13 protein-coding genes are annotated in these 21,967 nt (G+C 39.4%); 9 read left to right on the plus strand and 4 right to left on the minus strand.

Annotation, left to right across the window (positions count from 1 at the left end):
* The first annotated feature begins 236 nt into the window (after positions 1-236).
* From MSWAN_RS00185 to MSWAN_RS00200, 4 genes are all read left to right on the plus strand, one after another.
* The gene (locus MSWAN_RS00185; protein WP_013824587.1) at positions 237-1,001 is read left to right on the plus strand and encodes a DUF1624 domain-containing protein; all 765 of its coding nucleotides are present in this window, start codon (positions 237-239) and stop codon (positions 999-1,001) included.
* Between the two features lie 177 nt (positions 1,002-1,178).
* The gene (locus tag MSWAN_RS00190; RefSeq protein WP_048187771.1) at positions 1,179-1,772 is read left to right on the plus strand and encodes a hypothetical protein; all 594 of its coding nucleotides are present in this window, start codon (positions 1,179-1,181) and stop codon (positions 1,770-1,772) included.
* A 137-nt stretch (positions 1,773-1,909) separates the two neighbouring features.
* Complete coding sequence (gene gatA / locus MSWAN_RS00195; RefSeq protein WP_013824589.1) at positions 1,910-3,298, plus strand: Asp-tRNA(Asn)/Glu-tRNA(Gln) amidotransferase subunit GatA; 1,389 nt, start codon at positions 1,910-1,912, stop codon at positions 3,296-3,298.
* A 265-nt stretch (positions 3,299-3,563) separates the two neighbouring features.
* The gene (locus MSWAN_RS00200; protein WP_013824590.1) at positions 3,564-5,168 is read left to right on the plus strand and encodes an AAA family ATPase; all 1,605 of its coding nucleotides are present in this window, start codon (positions 3,564-3,566) and stop codon (positions 5,166-5,168) included.
* A 502-nt stretch (positions 5,169-5,670) separates the two neighbouring features.
* On the opposite strand, the gene ribB is transcribed toward MSWAN_RS00200, so the two are convergent.
* The 4 genes from ribB to MSWAN_RS00220 all read right to left on the minus strand — a co-directional run bounded on the left by ribB (position 5,671) and on the right by MSWAN_RS00220 (position 9,401).
* A complete protein-coding gene (ribB, locus tag MSWAN_RS00205) occupies positions 5,671-6,351 on the minus strand; it encodes a 3,4-dihydroxy-2-butanone-4-phosphate synthase (protein ID WP_013824591.1) in 681 nt (226 codons plus the stop codon).
* A gap of 159 nt (positions 6,352-6,510) precedes the next feature.
* Positions 6,511-6,897 carry a DUF120 domain-containing protein gene (locus MSWAN_RS00210; RefSeq protein WP_013824592.1) on the minus strand — a complete coding sequence of 129 codons (387 nt, stop codon included), beginning with the start codon at positions 6,895-6,897 and terminating at the stop codon, positions 6,511-6,513.
* A 325-nt stretch (positions 6,898-7,222) separates the two neighbouring features.
* Positions 7,223-8,281 carry a FecCD family ABC transporter permease gene (locus MSWAN_RS00215; protein ID WP_449405393.1) on the minus strand — a complete coding sequence of 353 codons (1,059 nt, stop codon included), beginning with the start codon at positions 8,279-8,281 and terminating at the stop codon, positions 7,223-7,225.
* A 64-nt stretch (positions 8,282-8,345) separates the two neighbouring features.
* A complete protein-coding gene (locus MSWAN_RS00220) occupies positions 8,346-9,401 on the minus strand; it encodes an iron ABC transporter substrate-binding protein (protein WP_013824594.1) in 1,056 nt (351 codons plus the stop codon).
* A gap of 475 nt (positions 9,402-9,876) precedes the next feature.
* Here MSWAN_RS00220 and MSWAN_RS00225 point away from each other — a divergent pair, with 475 nt between their 5' ends.
* From MSWAN_RS00225 to MSWAN_RS00245, 5 genes are all read left to right on the plus strand, one after another.
* Positions 9,877-15,012: an Ig-like domain-containing protein gene (locus MSWAN_RS00225; RefSeq protein WP_013824595.1), complete on the plus strand. Its 5,136-nt coding sequence runs from the start codon at positions 9,877-9,879 to the stop codon at positions 15,010-15,012.
* A gap of 278 nt (positions 15,013-15,290) precedes the next feature.
* Positions 15,291-15,908, plus strand: a complete 618-nt coding sequence (locus tag MSWAN_RS00230; RefSeq protein ID WP_013824596.1) for a 4Fe-4S dicluster domain-containing protein — start codon at positions 15,291-15,293, stop codon at positions 15,906-15,908.
* Positions 15,905-16,837, plus strand: a complete 933-nt coding sequence (locus MSWAN_RS00235; protein WP_013824597.1) for a CoB--CoM heterodisulfide reductase iron-sulfur subunit B family protein — start codon at positions 15,905-15,907, stop codon at positions 16,835-16,837. The genes MSWAN_RS00230 and MSWAN_RS00235 overlap by 4 nt, the downstream gene beginning before the upstream one ends.
* On the plus strand, positions 16,834-19,194 hold the full coding sequence (locus tag MSWAN_RS00240; RefSeq protein WP_013824598.1) for an FAD-dependent oxidoreductase: 2,361 nt from the start codon (positions 16,834-16,836) through the stop codon (positions 19,192-19,194). The genes MSWAN_RS00235 and MSWAN_RS00240 overlap by 4 nt, the downstream gene beginning before the upstream one ends.
* 444 nt (positions 19,195-19,638) lie before the next feature.
* Positions 19,639-21,804 (plus strand): PKD domain-containing protein, encoded by a 2,166-nt coding sequence (locus MSWAN_RS00245; RefSeq protein WP_013824599.1) that lies wholly within the window; start codon positions 19,639-19,641, stop codon positions 21,802-21,804.
* The last annotated feature ends 163 nt before the right edge of the window (positions 21,805-21,967 follow it).

A 21,967-nucleotide genomic window follows, 5' to 3' on the forward strand; every position in this document is an offset into this window, starting at 1 on the left:
TAATTTTTTCTTATTTGTTTATCTATACTTCCCATTCGTTTCATTCACATATTAAATTTTGCTTTTTACGTATATAATATCACATTTTAGGAATAAAATTAAATCAGAACGTGTCAAATTAATAAAAATTTAGTTAAATTACAGAACAAATAGAAAACAAATAGAATATTTTGAGAAGATATGATTAAGAAAATTCCAAAAACCATAAGGTAGTAAACCTATTACAGGCTATTTAAATGAATCTGGAAGAAAGATTTTGGGAAGTAGATTTACTGCGCGGATTCGCCATCGTAATGATGATCACATACCACATGATCTATGATCTGACCTACTTTGGTGCATATGATTTTAACATATATTCTGGATTTTTATGGTATTTTGCACGTATTACAGCATTTATCTTCATATTTCTTGTGGGGGTTTCCCTGAAACTTAGCTATTCAAGGTCAGAAGAGTTGCATCTTTACACCAGAGACAGGGATTTATTTGTGAAATACCTGAAGCGGGGTCTTAAAATATTTGTTCTGGGCCTTGGAATAACCATGGTGACCTGGATATTCATAAGGGGAGACTTTATAATATTTGGGGTTCTGCACTTCATTGGAATAGCCATAATCCTGGAAGCTCTCCTTATAAAAAGGGGTTACACCAACCTTTTGGTGGGGGTGGTGTTGGTGGCTGCAGGATTGTACCTTCAAAATTTCACATTCGATTTCAACTGGCTTTTGTGGCTTGGATTTATACCTCAAAACCTTCAAACAGTTGACTATTTCCCTCTCCTTCCATGGCTGGGTGTGGTTTCTCTGGGGCTTTTTTCTGGAGGAATTCTGTATAAAAACTACAAAAGAAGGTTTAAAATTCCAAATCTATCCCGATTTTACCCAACGCGTTTGTTCTGTTTTCTGGGCCGAAATTCCCTTTTAATTTATCTGGTGCATCAACCAATTTTGATAATTATTCTTTATTTTTTGGGAGTTTTGAAGTTGGGCTACCTATTTTAAGTATTAGAAATGGGTTAAACCTTTTTTTGTAGGCTTTAGTAATGTATATTCCTAAAAATTGATGAACCAAAAAAAATTAAATATCATTTCTGTATAAAAATTTCAATAAATTCCAGTCTTTAAGCCTTAAGAGCTGTGACCAACCCTAATCTAAAATAACTACTGAAATAGATATTCATGAAACATGGGATAGAACATTCTTTAATAATAGGAAGTTCAACAAAAATGGAAGATGAAAAGGAGAGAATACAGGTTTTGAAAAAATTTAAGGTTTACAGAAAATCCCTTAAAAATAGCGAAGCTGAGCTCCTTGAAAAACTCCAAAACTTCCAAAAGGACATAAATACTGGTGAAAAAAGTTTTAAAGAATTTGAGGAAGATAAAAACCATTTAAAACCTTTAAATCATGATGATGCAGGTGAAGTTTACATTATATCCCGGATAAAGATTGCAAGGGCCATTCCCCAAGTTCTGGACCGGCACATCATCATGCTGGAGGAGGATGAGGATCTGGACCGCATCATGGTATCATTCGAGTACCAGGTTTACAGGGTTAAAAAAGATATTTACGGGAATATGGGTGATTGGGAAGTTCTTTTAAATTTCATACCTGAAGACAAACGGTTCCAGATTCAAAAAGATCCTAAGGGGCCGGTGGATTTTATTTTAAAGGATTTAATCTGGCTAAGGGAGTATGAAAAGGTATTGGAAGATATTGGATTTTCGGGGGGATCATTAGTGACCCCAGATCAAGATCATGACAAATTCTAACATGGATGAAATTAAATATAAAAGTGCAATAAAACAAATTGAACTTAGATAAAATTTAAACATCAAGATCATTTTTTAATGGGAAAAATTTAGCAAAGACCACTAACATCTTGTTGGTGTCCAATTAAGGTGCGACCATGAAAGTTTCAGATAAGTCAGAATCAATTAAAAATCATGAAATCACGGCATTAGAGAATATTCAAAATTCTCTTTATAAAATAGAGAAGGATAATTCCAGTATAAACGCCTTTTTAGAGGTAAAAGAAGGGGAAGCCATTGAACTTGCCGAGAAAATAGACTCCAGAATAAAAAATGGTGAAAAGGTTGGAAAACTTGCAGGCTTGGTCATAGGAGTGAAAAGCAACATAAATGTGGAGGACTTCCATATAAATGCAGCCTCTCACACCCTTGAAAATTACCTTGGAAGCTACGACGCCACAGTCGTAAAGAGAATAAAGGAAGAAGATGGAATAATCGTTGGCATGACCAACATGGATGAATTTGCAGCAGGAAGCTCCACAGAAACCTCTTACTTCGGACACACCGAGAACCCTGCAGCACCAGGCAGAATCCCTGGAGGTTCAAGCGGAGGTAGCGCAGCTGCAGTGGCTGCAGGCATGTGTGACTTGAGCATAGGTTCTGACACAGGAGGTTCCATAAGAAACCCAGCATCACACTGCGGGGTTATGGGATTTAAACCTACCTACGGTGCAGTTTCAAGGCAGGGTCTTTTGGACCTTTCAATGAGTTTTGATCAGATAGGACCATTCTCACAGGATGCAAGCGGAATTGCCACCATGCTTGATGTTATTGCAGGATACGACCCAACAGAGTGCACAACAATTGACTGGAAGGTCCCAAGTTTCGTGGATGCTGTTGGTGAAACCCAGAAATCCCAAACTCCACTAAAAGGAATGAAGTTGGGGATAGTAAAACAGTTCCTTGAGGTATCCGATGACAAGATCGTCAATATAATTGAAGGATCGCTCGATAAAATGAGGGACATGGGTGCAGAAATAGTTGAATTAAGCTTCGATCAAATTGATTTATGCTTACCTACCTACTACCTGATAAACTACGTTGAGTTTTTCTCAGCGACCCGTAAGTACGACGGCAGAAAGTATGGCTACAGGATCGAGGAATCCTGCGGTGAAGAGGTACTTCGAAGGATCCACATGGGTTCTTACATAAGTCAGAAGGAGTTAAGTGGAAAGTATTACAAAAAAGCTCTCCAAGCAAGGTCTTTAATTAGAAAGGAGATGAACAAGCTCCTTGATGGTGTGGATGCCATAGTTGGGCCAACAGTTCCAAAACTACCCCACAAAATTGGAACATCACTGGAACCAATGGAAATGTACGCCTATGATGTTCTAACCGTCATAGCAAACCTTGCAGGAATCCCAGCAGCCAGCACTCCTGCTGGAAATGTTGGGGGAGTGCCTGTCGGACTTCAAATACAGGCCAAACCACTCGATGATGTTAAGATCCTTGAGATAATGGCGGCTTTTGAACAAGGGGAGTTATAAAACTTCCATCCTTTTTTTTATAAACATGGCTGATTTTTAATTTATTTTTTCGTTAATCACTAATAGATTAAAATTTGAATAAATGAAAAAATAGAAAGCAACTGGATTAACCGTCCAGTTATCTGACTATTTTCTGTAAATCTGTAGAAGAGTCTCTTTGAATTGTCCGAAAAGGTTAAATTGGATTGCCAAGTTTCACTAGAATAAACAAAAATTCAGTGTGTAAAAACATTTATCAATTAACACGCAAAGATTAAAGATTAAAATGAAAAAAATAGGATTTCTTTACGTAAAAGGAGCTTTACCTGGATTTGAAGATTTTGGGAAGCTGCCAACACATCTCGTTAAAAACAATGGCCTTGTAAATGGTAACAAAGCCCATAAGGAATTGGACGGTCTGATAATTCCAGGCGGCAGCATAATAGAATCCCAAAGTGTTGGTGAGGATTTAAAGCGTGAGATACTGAAGATGGAATCAGAAGGCAAATTCATCTTTGGAATGTGCTCAGGGTTCCAGTTACTTGCAAACAAGACAGATATCGGCAGAAAATCTCCATGTCCCATTGAAAAAGAAGGTTTAAAACTTCTTGACGTTTCTTTCAGCCCAATGATAGGTACAGACAGGGTTGAAGCTGGAGTGGTTGACGGTTCCTTTTTAACAGATGGAATGATTGGCCAGAAGGTAACAGGTTTTCACTGCCACACCTACGGCAAGATCACTGGAGATGCCAAACCCATTCTTCGATCCATGGTTAAAAGAACAGATTACACAGATAACCAGCGAAAGATACTTTCAGGTGTTCGAAACGATGAAGGTAACGTTGTAGGGGTCATGGTTCATGGGGCACTAGATTATAATCCTGCATTGGTTCAAAACATCTTAAATTTCATTGATGCGGATGAGAAGGATGTTTCAGATATTCAAAGTGCAAATAAAAATCTTTTAAACGAAATAAAAGGTGAAATTGGTATAGGTACTGGTATCAGTCCGGATTGTAATTTTCAGGGCCCTTTAAAGAGTGTAAAGGCTGCAGAAAGTACGGGAAATATCATGAATGTAGATCGAATCAGTACTTTGAATGGAATCAGTACTTTAGATCGAACCAGTACTGTAGATCCAAATCCTGAAACTCCCAAGGCCATAATGATGGTAGCTACAGGATCAGATTCTGGTAAAACATTCCTCACAACGGGAATTGTGGGAGTTTTAAGGAAAAGAGGTTACAGGATCTGTGTTTTGAAGGTTGGGCCTGATATAAGGGATATAGTGCCGTCGCTTTACCTCAGCAAGGAAAAAATGGAGACATTCTCATCCATAAAAATCGGGGGGCTGGGCTGGAAGAACATCGAAGACATCCTAAAAGATATCAAATCCCAGGGATACGACCTTATTATTGTTGAAGGGGTTATGAGTGTATTCACTGGATTGTTAAACGAGAAAACACCCTTTTCATCTGCAGAAATTGCAAAGGCCTCAAACATGCCAGTTATGCTTGTATCTGCGTGTAACAAGGGCGGGATTGAAACTGCAGCTGTAGATATCGTTGGTCACGTTGAAATGATGGATAAAATAGGGTTAAAAATTAGGGGCGTCATTTTGAACAAGGTCTATGATGAAAAAATAGCAGAATCTGCAGCTTCTTTTATAAGAAAAAGGACTGGACTGGATTTTGTTGGGGCGGTGCCGAAGGTCAAGCTCACAGAGAGGGGCAACGTACCTGAGGTTGAGATAAAACTTGAGGAATTCTGTTTCAACGCCATAAAAACCGTTGAAAAATATCTTGATGTGGATGAGATAGTTTCAATGGCCGAAAAACCTGAATTTGGGGGCTATTCAAGTTATAAAACTATTCTGGATACCTTTTCATGATTTTTCTGTGTGGGGACTTTCATAAAAAATTTAAGTAGTTTACCTTCTTATTTAACTTTAATTCTTGTTATTTAACCTTTATTTTTATTAAAAACTGATTAACACGCTATTTATTTGATTAAATAATCATTAAAATCATATTCTCGATTAAAGTCATATCATCAATTGAAATTATATCATCAATTGAAATTATATCATCAATTGAAATTATATCATCAATTGAAATTATATCATCAATTGAAATTATATCATCAATTGAAATTATATCATCAATTGAAATTTTATAGCATCGATTGAAATTTTATAGCATCGATTGAAATGCACAGGTTGGTAACGGTTTTTTACAGATAACAATTTTTTTATATTTCCTGTTTAAATTGGATTAAAGTGAAGAAACTTCAAAAAGTAGAAAAATTAAAGAGAAAAAGAATTTTAAAAGAGAAAAAGAATTTAGAAAAATTTACCTGAAATCCATCTAAAAGCTATTTACTGAATCTAGAATTTACTTAGAATCTAGAAACTCATGGTAAGCTTCTACAACTTCTGCACCGCTTAAGAAAGCGAGACCATGTTCTTCAGCATATTTTTTGGTGTCCTTGGTCTGCATTGAGTTACCTGTAACATCGTCCATCATTTCACAGCACACAGCAACTTCTGTAAGGCCGCACATCTCTGTCAAGGCGATACACATCTCTGTATGGCCTCTCCTGTTTAGAACATGACCTTCAGCAGCTCTTAAGAGTGTTACATGTCCTGGGGCACGGAAATATTTGCCAAATTCGGCTTGTTTGCCATTTTTACAGAGTAATGCAAGCTCTTTTATGGTCATGGCCCTGTCGTTGTCTGTTATTCCCGTGAAACTGCTTCTGTGGTTAACTGTTATTGAAAATGCTGATTTTTCATCGTAGGGTATGTCGTTGGGGGTTAATTCTCCCAGAGCAGGATACTTCTTGCTTGCAATATCCATTATATCTGTCATAAAGGGAATTCCAAGAGCATCAGAATTTTGAGCAGATAAAGGGGTACAAACAAGTCCTCCTGCATCGTTTCTAATGGTTGACATGTGCTCTGGTGTCATGAACTCTGCAGCAACGATCATATCAGTTTCCCTTTCTCTGTTATCGTCGTCGAATACTAAAACGATTTCTCCGTTTTTTAATGCCTTCAGTGCTTCGTCTATCATTTGATCACAACTTTAAGTTTAAACGCTTATACAATCTAAATTTTAATCAAATTTCAGTTAGTTCTAATTTTAAGTCTTAATTTGAGTAATTTAAATTCTGATTGTGCGTTGTTTGATTTTTACCTATGATTAATTTTTTACTACCACGTCTTTATAGATCTATTCAAGGCCCTCAACTTTTATGGTTACAAAATCGCCGTCTTCAAGTTTTAAAGTGTTTCTAAGATTCTTTTCCGCTATAAATTCAAGAACATCGTTAGGATGTTTGGTTTTCATAGGAAAAACCAGGGCGCCTTCAATTTTATTGTTTAAATTGGCTTTTACAAATTTAACATCTCCAAATTTGCCCTGTCCATTGATGATACTGAATTTTTCCTGTGGAATCTGGTTTATTGTCCTGATGCCGTTGGAATCTACTCCAACGTTGAGGGTTCCTACAAAGGGTTTGAAATTGAGTTTTTTCTCGAACTCGTCCCTATAAATTGCCTGTGACATGAAATATGTACCTTTTCCCATTCCTGAAACTATAATTCCTTTAATCTCCATTTAAATCACTTTTTTGTTATGTTTATTGCCATGATACTGCCAGTTTTGTGTTCGGGTGCTTTTAAAACATGCCCGTAAATATACAGGGTTTACTACTGTTTTTAAGGAGATTTTATGGATAAAACTCACTTAATTTCCTATTATAATGCACCTATCATTTTTTCATAAAATATTTTTTTCATAAAATCTATAGGTGTGGTAAATCTGTAACTGGGGATATATATCTTCCAACAATTAATCTTTTTGCACGGAACATAGAACCAAAAAAAAGCAATCTGATCCAAAACCATGGATACATCATTATTTTTCCAGTGTAAAAACCATTTTAACGGGACCATCCATATTTGGTCTTTTTCAGGAGATACAAAAAGAAAGGAGCACCTATAAGGGCGGTTAATACTCCTAGAGGGATTTCCATTGTTGTGACTGTTCTGGCCACATCATCTATTAAAAGCAGGAAGAAAGCCCCTAAAATAACGCTTGCAGGTAAAAGTACCTTATTATCCGGTCCAACAATCATTCTGGCAACATGGGGTATTACAAGACCAACCCAGGCAATAATGCCGCAAATGCTCACAGCAGATGCAGTTATCACGGTACAGCAGACTATTATGATTGCCCTTAACCTTTTAATGTTCACGCCCAGTGTTTGGGCTTCTTCTTTCCCCATGGAAAGAATATTCAGCCTCCACCGTATTATCAGAAGAATTGCAGTTCCTACCAGTATTGGTAGGCTGGTTAGGAGTACATCCTGATTTGTAACCTTTGCAAGGCTTCCTAGAATCCAGAAAACTATGCTCTGCAGCTGTCCTGGGTCTGCCATGTATTTGGTCATGGATAAAAGGGCTGCAAAGAATGTTTCAACTGCTATTCCGCACAGTAACAGGTTCAAGATAGATACCCCCTTGAATGATCTGCCCAGGGAGTAGGTTAATGCAACTGCCACCAAACCCCATACAAATGCAGAAAACTGTATCATCATGGCGCTGGCTGAAAAAAAGATGGCCAGGGCTGCACCAAACCCTGCACCCGCTGAAACACCTAACTTATCGGAGGAGACCAGGGGATTTCTAAATAATCCCTGAAAAGATGCCCCTGCAATGGATAAAGCAGCCCCAACCATCATAGCGGCCAGTATTCTGGGTAACCGTACCTGGAAGAGAACCGCAGTTGCGGTGGGTGATAAGGTTGAGTTAACGTGGAATATTTTCGAGGCGAAGGCAGTTAAAACATCCTGTGGGGATATGGGATATTTGCCCATGAGGAAAGAGATGAAAAAGAGGAAGATCAGTGGAATGACGAGCAGTAAGGTTACATATACTTCATGCTCAGTTATCTTACTCCTGATTTTCACTTCAAATAAGTTAATTCTTCCTTTGAACAGATTCCGAATTTTACCTTCGTACAGATTCTTGATTCTCCCCCCAAACAAGATACACACCCTTTTTTTAATCTGTCAATCTTGAATAGTTCAGTATGTTGGATGTTTCTGTATCTGTAAGGTTGTAGTGGTAGAAGTCCGAGTAGAACTCTTCTGTAAGGTTTTTCAGGTCCATATTCTTAAATTTGTCCGGATAAAGTACCTTGGCTGTCCATGCTATCCCAATGATGGTGTTGGCTCCTGGAGGATTTTCAAACCAGCTGAATGGAGATTGGGGAACCAGGTAAACCTGCTTGTTTTTAACAGCGTTCACATTCTGCCATAATGAATTTGAGTACACGCTGTTATAGAAAACAGAATCTCCTGTGATTATAACGTCAGGATTCCACTGTAAAACCAGCTCAATTGAAACACCCATACCTCCGCTTTGCACAGGGGACTGGACAACATTCTTACCGCCGCAGATATTGATGAGCTCTGTCTGCGGAGAACCCGGTGCAAAGGTTGTTAAACCATCATCACCCTTTGCATAGTAAACTGTTTTCTTCTCAGAGTCAGGTATGGTTGCAACAGTGCTGTTAACCTGGTTTAGGACTTTGTTGTAGAAGTTAACCAGTTTTGTGGATTGTTCCTCATCCCCGAGTGTCTTTCCCATAAACTGGATGGCCGACACTATGTTGGTGAGGTTGTTGTCGCCTTCAACGTCCACCACAGGGATTCCTCCGAATTTATCCTGTATATTGTTTATGGTATCGTTGTCTCCGCCGTGCCCCATGAAAATCACGTCAGGATTTTGCGACAGTATGGACTCGTAATTTGCATTTTTGCCTCCACCTAGAACAGGGAGGTTCTGATATTTGGTTGGTACGTACTGGTTTTCTGATTCATTTCTGGAGTCCCAGCCAAGCATCTTATCTGGAGCAAGCATGTAAAGTATCACGGTACTTGACCCTGCAAGAGAAAAGGTTTTGTTAATTTCAGATGGCACGATCACACTTCTTCCGGCCATATCAGTAAGCTGTGATTTTCCAGCAGGAACGGCACTATGATAACTGTATACAACCCCAATTAAGGCAACTATGCCCATGATCACAAGTATTAGAACGATTTTTTGCTTATCCATGAATTACACCCAAGTCTCCAGTCTCATTTAAGGATATTTCACTTTGGGCGATATGGATTAATAAACATATTGTATGTGAACATTATGGCCTTTGATATCTGCTTTCTGTAATGATTCAAATGCAGGTCAGGAATTCGGTGGACTAACTGTGTGAACACAGCGGGCAATAAATCTGCAACTTCAGGTTACAACGTTAGAAACTTTTAGTGAAAAATTTTTTTTATTTTTTTAGAAAAAAAATATCTCAGGTGGAAATAGCATACTAAACTCTTTAAAATCTTTTTTAAAATACTATTGAATGAATTTTAGGTTTGGAATTGAGTTTTTTTCCTTGTTGTTTTAATTCAATGTTTAAAATAGTGCAATTTAACCTCCGATAAGTTTAAATATTCACTTCGTTGATTTAGTATATTGATTCTTTTTTGAATCACATTGAAGCATAAAAGTTTTAGTAAATTGAAAAGGGAGGTAAGAAATGGTAAAATTGAATAAGTTGACTGTTATGCTCATGGTTTTCGCATTATTTTTTTGTATTTCTACTGCGGGGGCTGTGAGCGCGGCGGATGTACCGTCTGTTAATTTCACAAGTAATGTGACCAACGGCGGTGCACCGCTAAGCGTGCAGTTTAACGACACATCAAACAACAATCCGACCGGTTGGAGTTGGGATTTCGGTGATGGGAATATCAGCACTGAACAAAATCCCGTGCATAACTACACAAAAGCCGGTAAATACAACGTTAGCTTAACTGCAGGTAATGATGCTGGAAGCAACACAACAACACGGACAAATTACATCACTGTTCTGTTAAATGAGGTTTATGTCTCACCAACCGGAAACGACACAACAGGAGACGGAACAGCAACTAATCCATATTCAACAATACAAAACGGTTTAAATAATGCTGTTGATGGTGGAACAATACATCTGGCAAGTGGAACATACGAAGGAACAGGTAATGTAGGTTTAACCATTGCCAAGAATGTTAAAATTGTCGGTGCAAGTCAGATGAGCACTATAATAGACGCAAAGAACTCAAATAACATATTCGTCGTTAAATCCGGAGTAAACGTTACAATAACAAACTTAACACTAGCAAACGGAAACACAACTTATGGTGGTGCTATCTACAATAACGGTACTTTGAATGCAAGTGACTGTACTTTCACAAACAACACTGCAGGTTATGGCGGTATAGGTTATGGCGGTGCTATCTCTAATATTGGTACTATCAGTTCTCTAAGCGGCTGTACTTTCACAGGAAACACAGCGGAGGTTTATGGTAGCGCTATTTACAATTCAGGTACTATTATCTCTTTAAGCGGCTGTACTTTCACAAACAACACTGGAATTAGGTATGGTGGTGCTATCTACAATAGTGGCTCTATCACTTCTTTAAGTGGTTGTACTTTTGCAAATAACACTGCAAATGTTTCTGGTGGTGTTATCGATAATAGTGGCACTATTGGTGCTTTGAGTGGCTGTACTTTCACAAATAACACAGTATCTTTAGATGGTGGTGTTATTGATAATGAGTATAAAGCTACTATCAATTCTGTGAGCGGTTGTACTTTCACAGGCAACAAAGCAACTAATAATGGTGGTGCTATCTGCAATATGTATGGTACTATTAATTCTTTGAGTGCTTGTACTTTCACAGGAAACACAGCAGGTTATGGCGGTGCTATCTTTAATAAGAGCGCTATTGGTACTTTGGGTGGTTGTACGTTCAACAATAACACTGCAACTAATGGTGGTGCTATCTACAATTATATAAGTAATCTTACTTTGAGTGGTTGTACTTTTACCAATAACACAGCAACTCAAGGCAGTGCTATCTACAATATTGGAAGTAGTGTTAGTACTGCTACTACTACTGTGCATTTCAGCTCCTTTGTAAATAACACTGCAACCGATGGTAGTACTATTTACAGTTCTTTAGGTACAGTGAATGCCCAGAATAATTGGTGGGGATCCAATAACATTCCATCAAGCCAGGTTAATGGTGCTGTGGATTACAGCAACTGGTTGTACATGACTATAACAGTTAATCCTACTGCTGTTGATGGTAGTGCTGGTAATGTGACAGTTAGTTTCAACAATGTGTATGATGGAGCTACTTTGACAAATATTGACCCTGCAAATGGCCATATCCCAGATGGTGGTGTTGTTAATTTCAGCGGCTCATCAGTAGCTTTTAATCCGGTAACAGCAGTTACCCATAATGGTACTGCAACAACTGCATTTACAGCAAGTGATACTAGTATGCCTATTCATGCAACGGCGGACAGTCAAACAGTTTCAACATACATAAACGGGATAAGTACTATGATTTCAGTTGGTAATGTAACTGGTTTTAATGGTGAAATTGTGAATTTAACTGCTACATTGGCTTCCACCAGTGGTACAAGGTTATCTGGTCAGAATGTAACATTTACTGTGAATGGAACCAGTTATAATGCTACAACTGATGATAATGGAGTAGCTACGTTACGTTACACCATCACAGAATCTCTAGGAACATACAATATAACAGCTAGTTTCGCTGGTAGTACGCCCTATGGGGATTGTAATGGAATGAACTATCTCGTTGTTTTATTGAAGGATGTTTATGTTTCACCAATTGGAAGTGACACGACAGGTGATGGTACAGAAAGTAATTCATATGCTACAATACAAAAAGCCTTGAACGATGTTATTCCAAATGGCACAATACATTTACTACCTGGAACCTATACTGGAACTGGTAATAAATGTTTAACAATCACTAAAAATGTTAACATTATCGGTGCAGGTCAGACAAGCACCATAATAAATGCACAAGGTTTAAATAACATATTCACTGTTAATTCGGGAGTAAAAGTTACAATAGCTAACTTAACATTTGCAAACGGAAACACAACTTATGGTGGTGCTATCTACAATAACGGTGCTTTAAATGTGAGTAATTGTACTTTCACAAACAACACAGTAACTAACGGTAATGGTGGTGCTATCTACAATGCAGGTACTATCACTTCTTTAAGTGGTTGTACTTTCACAGGTAACACTGCAACAGCGTCTAGTAATGGGGGCAACGGTGGTGCCATCTTCACTACAGGTACTATTAGTTCTTTGAGCGGCTGTGCTTTCACAAACAACGCTGCACCCAATGTTAGTGGTGGTGCTATTTACAATAATGGTGGTACTATTAGTTCTTTAAGTGGTTGTACGTTCGCTAATAACACTGCAAAGGCTTCTAGTGGTGCTATCTACAATGCCGGTACTATCACATCTTTAATTGCTTGTACTTTCACAGGCAACAATGCGACTCAAGGTGGTGCTATCTACAATAATAAGGGGAATAATATTACGTGGAGTGGCTGCACTTTAACAGGTAACACAGCAACTTATGGTGGTGCTATCTACAATATGGGTAACATGAATGTGGGTGGCTGTACTTTCACAGGCAACAATGCAACTAACATGGGTGGTGCTATTTACAATAATGGAGGGACCAGTAGTCTTACTGTGCATTTCAGTTCTTTTGTAAATAACACTGCACTCACTGGTAGTGCTGTTTACCGTTCTGTTGGCACTGTAAATGCCACGAATAACTGGTGGGGATCCAATAACAGTCCTTCAAACCAGGTTTATGGTACTGCGAACACTTATTACAGTAACTGGTTGTACATGACTATAACAGTTAATCCTGCTGCCGATGGTAATATTGATGCTGTGATGGTTAGTTTTAATAATGTTTGCAATGGAACTAATATAACCAGTTTTGACCCTGTCAATGGCCATATTCCAGATGGTACTGTTGTAAGTTTCAACAGCACAACTGGATCCCTTGATCCTGTAATAACATTCACCACAAATGGTACGGCAACTACAACCTTTACATCAGCAACTGCTGGTAATTGTGTTATTAATGCAACAACTAACAATCAAACAATTTCAATAGGTCTCACTGTTCCGTTGAGTGTATCTGCTAATATAGCAAGTGGTTTCTATAATACTGGTCAAAGTGTTGTTTTAACAGCGAATGATGATAATGCGACCATTTATTATTCTGTTAATGGTAGTGCTCTTACCAAATATACTAGTCCAATTAGTATAGACTCCACTAACACATTATCTTACATTGCAATGGATTCAATCAATAGTTTATATAGCCCTATATACACACAGACCTACACTATAGACGCTAAAGCACCTACAGTAACTGCTAATACGACTACATGTATTTTTAATACCACTCAAAACGTGAATTTGACTGCAACAGATGATACAAGTACTACAATTTATTATACAACTGATGATAGTGATCCTCAGACAAGCAGTACTAGAATCTTTTATACTGGTACAATCACCATAAGCAACACAACCACGCTTAAATACAGTGCAGTGGATGCTGCGGGTAATTGGGCAACGCCACAAACGCAGATATACACGATTGATACTATCCCCCCGACGGTAACAGTGAATGAGACCACGGGAATGTATAATACTAATCAAAGTGTCACTTTGACGGCGACGGATGATACAAACACCACGATTTATTACACCACAGATGGAAGTGATCCAACAGTTGATGGTACGGTTTACACAGTTCCTATCACTGTGGGCAATACAACGTTGAGGTATGCTGCTGTGGATGCTGCGGGTAATGTGAGTCCGATTTACACTCAAAACTACGCTATTGACACTGCGGTGCCTACTGTGAAGGTTGTGGATCCTGCAAGCAGTGCAGTTAATGTGGCTGTGAACAAGGTGATTAAGGTCACCTTCAGTGAGGCTATCAAACTTGGTAATAGTTGGATCGAGCTTGTTAGCAGTAATGGAACTTCTATACCTATCAGCTGGTCTATCAATGGTAGTGTGTTGACTGTAACAGCTGACAGCACGTTAGCTCATGGTGTTAAGTACACGTTGCTCATTCATACGGGTAGTGTGACTGATTTGGCTGGTAACAATGTGGCTGGTTATGTGTCTCGTTTCACTACCAGTACGGATGTTACGGTGCCTGCTGTGAAAACTGTGGACCCTACAAACAACGCTGTGAATGTGGCTGCAAATAAGGTGATCAAGGTTACCTTCAGTGAAGCCATCAAAGCCGGTAACAGCTGGATTGAACTTGTAAATAATAATGGTACGGTTGTGCCGAGCACATGGTCTATTAGTGGTAATGTTTTAACCATAAAAGCTAACAGCACGTTAACGCATGGTGTTAAGTACATGGTACTTATTCACACGGGTAGTGTAACAGATTTAGCTGGTAACAGTGTGAAAGGATACGTGTCCCGATTCACTGTGGACACTGTTGCACCGACTGTGAAAACAGTTGACCCAGTAAGCAATGCTTTGAAAGTTGCCACGAGTAAGGTGATTAAGGTCACCTTCAGTGAAGCTATCAAAGCAGGTAACGGTTCAATTGAACTTGTTAGCAGTAATGGTACGGTGGTGCCGGTTAAATGCTCTGTTAGTGGTAGTGTGTTAACCATAACACCTAGCAGTGCCCTGAGTAAGGGAGTTAAGTACATGGTACTTATTCATACGGGTAGTGTGACTGATCTGGCTGGTAACAACGTAGCAGGTTATGTAACTCGTTTCACAACAACAGCATAAAAAAGTCTTCAAATCTCTTTTTTATTTTTTTTATTTTTTTAACAACTCCTGATCAGTATAAATAAATTTTTAGATTAATTCATTCTATATTCAATTAAACTTCTCTAAACTTCTGATTTTTAATAAAACCTTATAATAATGGTTTTTGTCACGGTTCTGCCACAACCGATACGTATATATTTCCATTTCGCATAGTTTCGTATAGTCAAAGGTCTGCAAAATCCATTAAGATCCGCCAATCCAACAGGAACTCAAAAAAAATAAAGAGTGAAAAAATAATGCTAAAAGATGATAACACACATAAACCTCCTTTAAGTGGGAGCATCCACCGCATAATTAAAAGAGATAAAAATGGTATAAAGGACATCAGGTTTAAAAAGAGTGGATTTAAAAAATGTATACAGTGCGGCCGCTGCACAGCAAGCTGCCCTGCAGCATACCTGTACCCAGACTACAAGCCCAGAGACATGATGAGACGATTCATGTTCGATGACATCCACTCTCCTGAGGTGAAAGCATTGATCTGGAAGTGCGGGCAGTGCTACTCCTGCAGGGCAAGATGTCCCAGAAACTGCAAGGCAGTTCTTGGTGTACAGGCACTCCAAACAAGATCAGTTTTAGAAGGAGATGCACCATCTGAAATCATGGACCTCTCCAAAAAACTTAAAAACAACCTTCACTTGAGGGGTGAAACATTTTTACCATCCCTGATGGACCCTGAGATTCTTAAAGAGTTTGGGGAAAAAACCTACAAACGCTGCAGAAACAACAGCTCAAAAAGGGAATATCTGGGATACAAAAAAGACGACGCAAGGAGAATACCAATTCCCAAAGAATCCCTCGAAGAAATACGTGAAATAATGAAGCTCACAGGATTCATGGAGGATGTAAAATGAGTCAAGAAGAACTTCCACCCGTACCAACGGACCATTACTACCTGTTCAAAAGCTGCATTGCAGGATCGGTGTATCCCGGCATAGAAATTTCCATTAGATATATACTCGACAGCATAAGGGCAGATTACACGGATGACCCACGCCAGTCATCATGCACAGGATTTGCAGTTCATGAGGGAGTTGTGCCCCCTGAAACAAACATGGCCCTTAACGCCCGCAACCTTTCACTTGCAGCGGAATCTGACAACTCCAACATCCTATGCACCTGCCCAACCTCCTACAGCAACCTTAAAGACTGTAAAAAGTTACTATCAAAGGAAGAAAAACTGGAAAAACAGGTTAAAGATGTAATGGAAAAAGTAGGCATCTCCTACGATATAAATCCTGAGATAAATCATGTTTCAGATGTTTTCTTAGTAAAGGTGGAGGATATTCTGAAAAAAGCAATTTACTCCCTTTCAGGTGTAAGGGCAGTCACACACCATGCCTGCCACTACTCAAAATTCTTTTTCAAGGACGTTAGATCTGGAACCTTTGAAAAACCAACAGTACTGGATGAAACCATTAAACGGTTTGGTTGTGAGGTTTTAGATTACTCTGAACAGTTTTTATGCTGTGGAAGCGGTTTAAGACGTTCCATCATCGAAAGAGATTATCCACGCGAAATTCTGAGGAGGAAGTTTGCAAGCATAGCAGAGGTTGAACCAGACCTTATTGTAACACAGTGCCCTGAATGCACCTTCAACCTTGAGTACTACCAGAAATCCCTGTTTGATGAACTTGGAATCCCTGAAGAAATACCTGTACTTTACATATCTGAGCTACTGGCGCTTTTACTTGGAGCAAACCCCCAGGATATTGGAATTGACATGCACGCAGTTCCTGTGGAACCATTCCTTGAAAAATTTGGAATAGGAGTGGGAAAATGAAAGGGATGGAGAACCAGAAAAGGATAGGAGTTTTCATATGCCACTGCGGCGACAACATCTCAAGAAGCATTGACATGAAAAGGTTAAAAGATGCCATAATCGATGAAGATGTGGTGGGGGTGGATGAAAATTCTTACCTGTGCTCTGTCAACGGAGAGAAACTGATGCAGGACAGGATAAAATCCTTGGATCTGGATGGAGCGGTTGTGGCAGCGTGTTCTCCAGAAGTCCACGAGCAGAAGTTTCGAAAATGTGCTGAAACTGCCGGGATCAACAGGTACATGGTTGATGTTGCCAACATCCGGGAACAATGTGCCTGGATAACCAAGGATCCAGACCCAACGCTTCGAGCCATCGACACGGTCAAATCATCCATAAGGGCCATGAAACACGGCAAACCAAGGTACAACATCGATTTAAATGTTGTTAAAAGTGCTTTGGTAATTGGGGGAGGCATATCCGGCATAACAACTGCACTATCACTTGCCCGACAGAACATCAAAGTGTACCTGCTGGAGAAAAGCCCAACCATCGGTGGGAACATGGTTAGGATAGGCAAGGTTTTCTCGGCAGACACACTGAGTGAAGAATGTGCAATGTGCTCCCTCGGCCCGATCATGAGCGAAGTGGCAGAACATCCCAACATCGAGGTCCTCACCCTTTCCCAGGTCACAGAAGTCACAGGACACGCTGGAGACTTCAAGGTTAAACTCAGCACAGGCCCATTTATGGTTGACCCGGATAAATGCACATCCTGCGGTGAATGTTCAAAAGCCTGCAATGTGGAGGTACCTGACGAATGGAATGCAAACCTTTCAACCCGCAAAGCAGTTTACAGACCATTTCCCCAGGCAGTGCCCGGATCCTACACAATTGACGGTAATTCATGTGTTAAATGTGGAGCATGCATGGAATTGTGCTCTGCAGGTGCCATAAACCTTGATAATAAAGCAGATAACGCAACGATAAACGTTGGATCTGTGATAATTGCCACAGGCTACCAGGAGCTGGATCCTACCGGTAAGGAGGAGTTTGGCTACGGTGTAGACGAGGATGTGATCACCCAGATGGAGCTTGCAAGGATGCTGGCTGTTAACGGACCCACATCTGGAAAGATCCTCACACCCTCAACTGGAGAAAAACCCAGAAGGATCGTGATGGTTCAGTGTGTGGGTTCAAGGGACAGAAAAGCAGGATCCATACCCCACTGCTCAACCATATGCTGTATGGTGGCTTTGAAACATTCCAATTATATTGCAAACCATTTTAAAGGCACAGAAGTTTATATCTGTTACACTGACATGAGAACCCCTGGGACCTACGAGAACTACTACTTCGAAACCCAGAAAAAGGGTGAAAAAAGTATAAGATTCCTAAGGGGCAGGGTGGCTGAAGTCATCAGGGACGGGGATGGAATCCTCATTGCCAGGGTTGAAGACACCCTTGGCGGTGGTTTCTTGGAGATAGAAACGGACATGGTCGTGCTTTCATGTGCACTCAAACCTTCTGAAGGTGCAGAAGCCCTGGAGAACCTCTTTGGGGTGACTTTAACTCCCGAACTCTTTGTAATGGAAAAACATCCAAAGCTCAACCCGACAGAGACAACTGTTCCGGGAATCTTCGTATGCGGCACGGCAAAGGGGGCAATGGACATTACAGGGGCCATAAACATGTCCAGATCTGCAGCTTCACAGGTTGCAGAGCTCATGGGCCCCGGTACAATCCAAATTGAACCCAAATTTGCAGTGATAGATCCAGAAATATGTGAAACATGTGGAAAATGCGTTGATCACTGTTTTAAAGGTGCAATATATGTGGATGGGGATGTTTGCATCGACCCTTTTACCTGTTCAGGATGTGGTAACTGCATATCGAAGTGCCTTCAAAATGCAATTGAACTGCCAGGAAGCAGTGACCATGAGATATTTGCACGTATCGATGGATGCCTCGATGGTGAAGGTCCAAAGATCTTGGCCTTTTTGGATGAAAAAATAGCTTACGTTGCTGCAGACAATGTTGGGTTGAATAGATTGAGTTATCCATCTGAAGTACGTATAATAAGGGTTCCGTCTGTTGCGAGGCTTGAGTTGAAACATTTACTCCATGCCTTCAAGAGGGGTGCATCAGGAATATTTCTCGCAGACGGTACTGGTAACTCGTCTGGAAGTCAGGCTGGGGAAAAAATAAGACTGAAGGTTGAAGAGCTCAAAGAAGGATTAACTTCTGAGGGAATCGACCCAAAGCAATTGATGTTTTACGAGGCGTATCTACCTCATTACAAGGGAATGGCGTCCAGACTTGAGGAATTTTCAGGGATTATTAAACAAACACGTACCAAGAATGATCTTAAACATTAAATCCTTAATTTTTTAAGGTACGAATTTTCAATTAATTAACAGCTCTTTTAATCTTTAAAATTGGATTACGATCCTCTGATTGATACGTATAAAAAACGTGCATCGTATATCGTAAATGGTTTGTTTTTTTCTATTTGAACTTGGTTTAAAATGTTTTATACATAAAAAGGCTTATTTAATTTATTTTAGAATAATATTCTATTTTTAAGATTATTGGTTTGTATAAATCTCATTAAAACATTTATAACTATTTTAAAACATTACACTCTTTTTTAAGTGATTTATAATTGTTTTAAATCTCTTGATTGTTGTAAGGATTTTAGAATATTCTGTAATACCTCTTAAAGGTTATATAGAATGATAAGTAGATTATATCATGTCGATTTTATGATGTTAACATTGTTAATCGATTTCATAAAATAGTTAATCAAAAAGGAGGTTAAAATGCATAAAAATGTAATATTTTTAGTGCTTATCTGTGCTACAGTGGTCATGTTCAGCGGAGCTGTTTCAGCGGCTGATGTGCCTTCTGCCAATTTCACTGCGGATAAGTACTGGGGAGTAAACAATGTAACTACCCATTTCACCGACACATCCACTGGCAACCCTACAAACTGGAACTGGAATTTTGGTGATGGAATTACAAGTACAGAACAGAACCCAACCCACACCTACTCAGCATTAGGTAGTTACAATGTTAGTTTAACAGCAATAAACTCCGTTGGAAGTAGTACTAAGTCGATATCAAAGTGTATCAACGTTTTGAACAATTCTAATGTATTCACCAGCAGCAACGGTGTCACTTTTTTCGTGGCCAATGATGCAGGTGTGAAGTATGATATGCCTAATGGGGTTACAAATGATAACGGTGGAGTCTACCCTTACATTCCTCAGACCTATTACATATGTAAAGGTGGTGGTGGTACAGCTCCGATTCAGTTATCAACAGATCCTAATTATGTGCCCGGTTTGGACTCTGGACCAGGTAGTTATACCAACAATGATAACCAGACTGGTACTTTTTATATAGTATTCCGAGGAGGTGTTGTGCATCTAGATGATGCTATTTTAATGCTTGCAGTAAACGGTACCATAGCTGATGATTTTAGTGTTACCATTACTTCAACTGGTTATACGTACACCCCACCAGCACCAGGTTTATCATCGGATCGAACAACTGCAAATCTTCAAAACATCACTTATGTAACTAATGCACTCAATGAAACATTTTACAAAAGTGATTTCATCTACGAGCAGAACTGGAGACCATACAATCAAGTCAATTATCCGATCTACAATGGAGAAAATGTCTCTGATCCAAACAATGATTTCCACCTCATGTTCATAGACCTTGATGTCGGGGCATTTTTTAGAGGCACGATTATCAACGGAACCAGCGCACTAAATTATGGGGCTATAACTGTCACCTATGCTTTCCACAATCTGGAAAATTTTGCAGCATTTGCAACTTATGGATGGTTCTCCTCATGTAACTGGGGAACAGGAATACCTCAAGCAAGTTACAACGGATTATGTGGTTACAACGTTATAGGAACTCCTAGGCCGGGATCTGATTTCACAGCCAACGCTACAAGTGGTAACAATTCACTGGATGTTAAGTTCACTGATAACAGTACCAACAATCCTACAAGCTGGAGCTGGGATTTCGGTGATGGAATCACTTCCACTGAACAGAATCCAACCCACACCTACACCAAAGCTGGAAACTACACAGTTAAATTGACAACATCTAACGCAAACGTGGGTAACACAGAGATAAAAACAGGTTACATCACTGTTTTGGATACTGTAGCTCCTACTATTGTTGCTAATGTTACTAGCGGTAATTATGATGTTGCTCAGAATGTGGCACTGAATGCTACAGATGATGGTGGAAATGCAACTATTTACTACACCACAGATGGTACTGATCCTACCATCAGTAGTCCGGTTTATACTGGACCAATCAACATCACTTCAACAACTACTTTGAAGTTTATTGCTGTTGATGCTGCTGGTAACCAGTCACCTATCCAGTCTGAAACGTACAACATTAAGTCTGATGTGTCTGTAGCTGTTACCGCATCTAAATCAAATCCTCAAGTTGGTGATAATGTTACTTACACGTTTAAGGTGAGTAACAATGGACCTGGAGTTGCTAAGGATGTTGTTTACACTTACGTGATTCCTGAGGGTTTGGAATACCTTGGTGCAACTGTTGATCAGGGTACTGTATTGTATAATGCAACTACGAGGACTTTGACCTGGAATCTTGGTAATGTTGCTGTGGGCGACCCATACTTATGGCTCAATTTACATGTTTTGAGTGCAGGAACCTACAATTTACAGCCTACAATCCGTGTATCTGGTTACAATCCTGAATTGGATGGTAATGTTGGTTCTTTGATTGTGAATGCAGTTTCAGCCGATTCAAATGTAGTTAGTGGTTCAGGCAATGGTTCAGGCAATGGTACAGCTACTGTGAATGCAGCAACTGTTACCAAGACTATGAACACTGTGCCTATGCAGAGTACTGGTGCGCCTTTAACAGGCCTTGTTTCAGCTCTGTTACTTATTGGCAGTGGATTAGCATTGAGCAGGAAAAAATAAATCCTATTTCCCTTTTTTTATTTTTTTATTTTTTTTGAGTAACATACAACCCAATTTTTGAAATAACCACTTTGTCTCTTTTTAAGCAGTTGTAAAGGGTATTTGATGATTTAAGTACCATCATTAAGGTATAAATTGAAATATCTTTGAAAGTTCAACAAAA

The organism is Methanobacterium paludis (genome assembly GCF_000214725.1).
Classification (GTDB): Archaea; Methanobacteriota; Methanobacteria; order Methanobacteriales; family Methanobacteriaceae; genus Methanobacterium_C; species Methanobacterium_C paludis.

Bases quoted from the DNA above. Each gene is read 5' to 3' on its own strand.
- MSWAN_RS00185 (WP_013824587.1), top strand. From the start codon at position 237: ATGAATCTGGAAGAAAGATTTTGGGAAGTAGATTTACTGCGCGGATTC.
- MSWAN_RS00190 (WP_048187771.1), top strand. From the start codon at position 1,179: ATGAAACATGGGATAGAACATTCTTTAATAATAGGAAGTTCAACAAAA.
- gatA (WP_013824589.1), top strand. From the start codon at position 1,910: ATGAAAGTTTCAGATAAGTCAGAATCAATTAAAAATCATGAAATCACG.
- MSWAN_RS00200 (WP_013824590.1), top strand. From the start codon at position 3,564: ATGAAAAAAATAGGATTTCTTTACGTAAAAGGAGCTTTACCTGGATTT.
- ribB (WP_013824591.1), bottom strand. From the start codon at position 6,351: ATGATAGACGAAGCACTGAAGGCATTAAAAAACGGAGAAATCGTTTTA.
- MSWAN_RS00210 (WP_013824592.1), bottom strand. From the start codon at position 6,897: ATGGAGATTAAAGGAATTATAGTTTCAGGAATGGGAAAAGGTACATAT.
- MSWAN_RS00220 (WP_013824594.1), bottom strand. From the start codon at position 9,401: ATGGATAAGCAAAAAATCGTTCTAATACTTGTGATCATGGGCATAGTT.
- MSWAN_RS00225 (WP_013824595.1), top strand. From the start codon at position 9,877: ATGGTAAAATTGAATAAGTTGACTGTTATGCTCATGGTTTTCGCATTA.
- MSWAN_RS00230 (WP_013824596.1), top strand. From the start codon at position 15,291: ATGCTAAAAGATGATAACACACATAAACCTCCTTTAAGTGGGAGCATC.
- MSWAN_RS00235 (WP_013824597.1), top strand. From the start codon at position 15,905: ATGAGTCAAGAAGAACTTCCACCCGTACCAACGGACCATTACTACCTG.
- MSWAN_RS00240 (WP_013824598.1), top strand. From the start codon at position 16,834: ATGAAAGGGATGGAGAACCAGAAAAGGATAGGAGTTTTCATATGCCAC.
- MSWAN_RS00245 (WP_013824599.1), top strand. From the start codon at position 19,639: ATGCATAAAAATGTAATATTTTTAGTGCTTATCTGTGCTACAGTGGTC.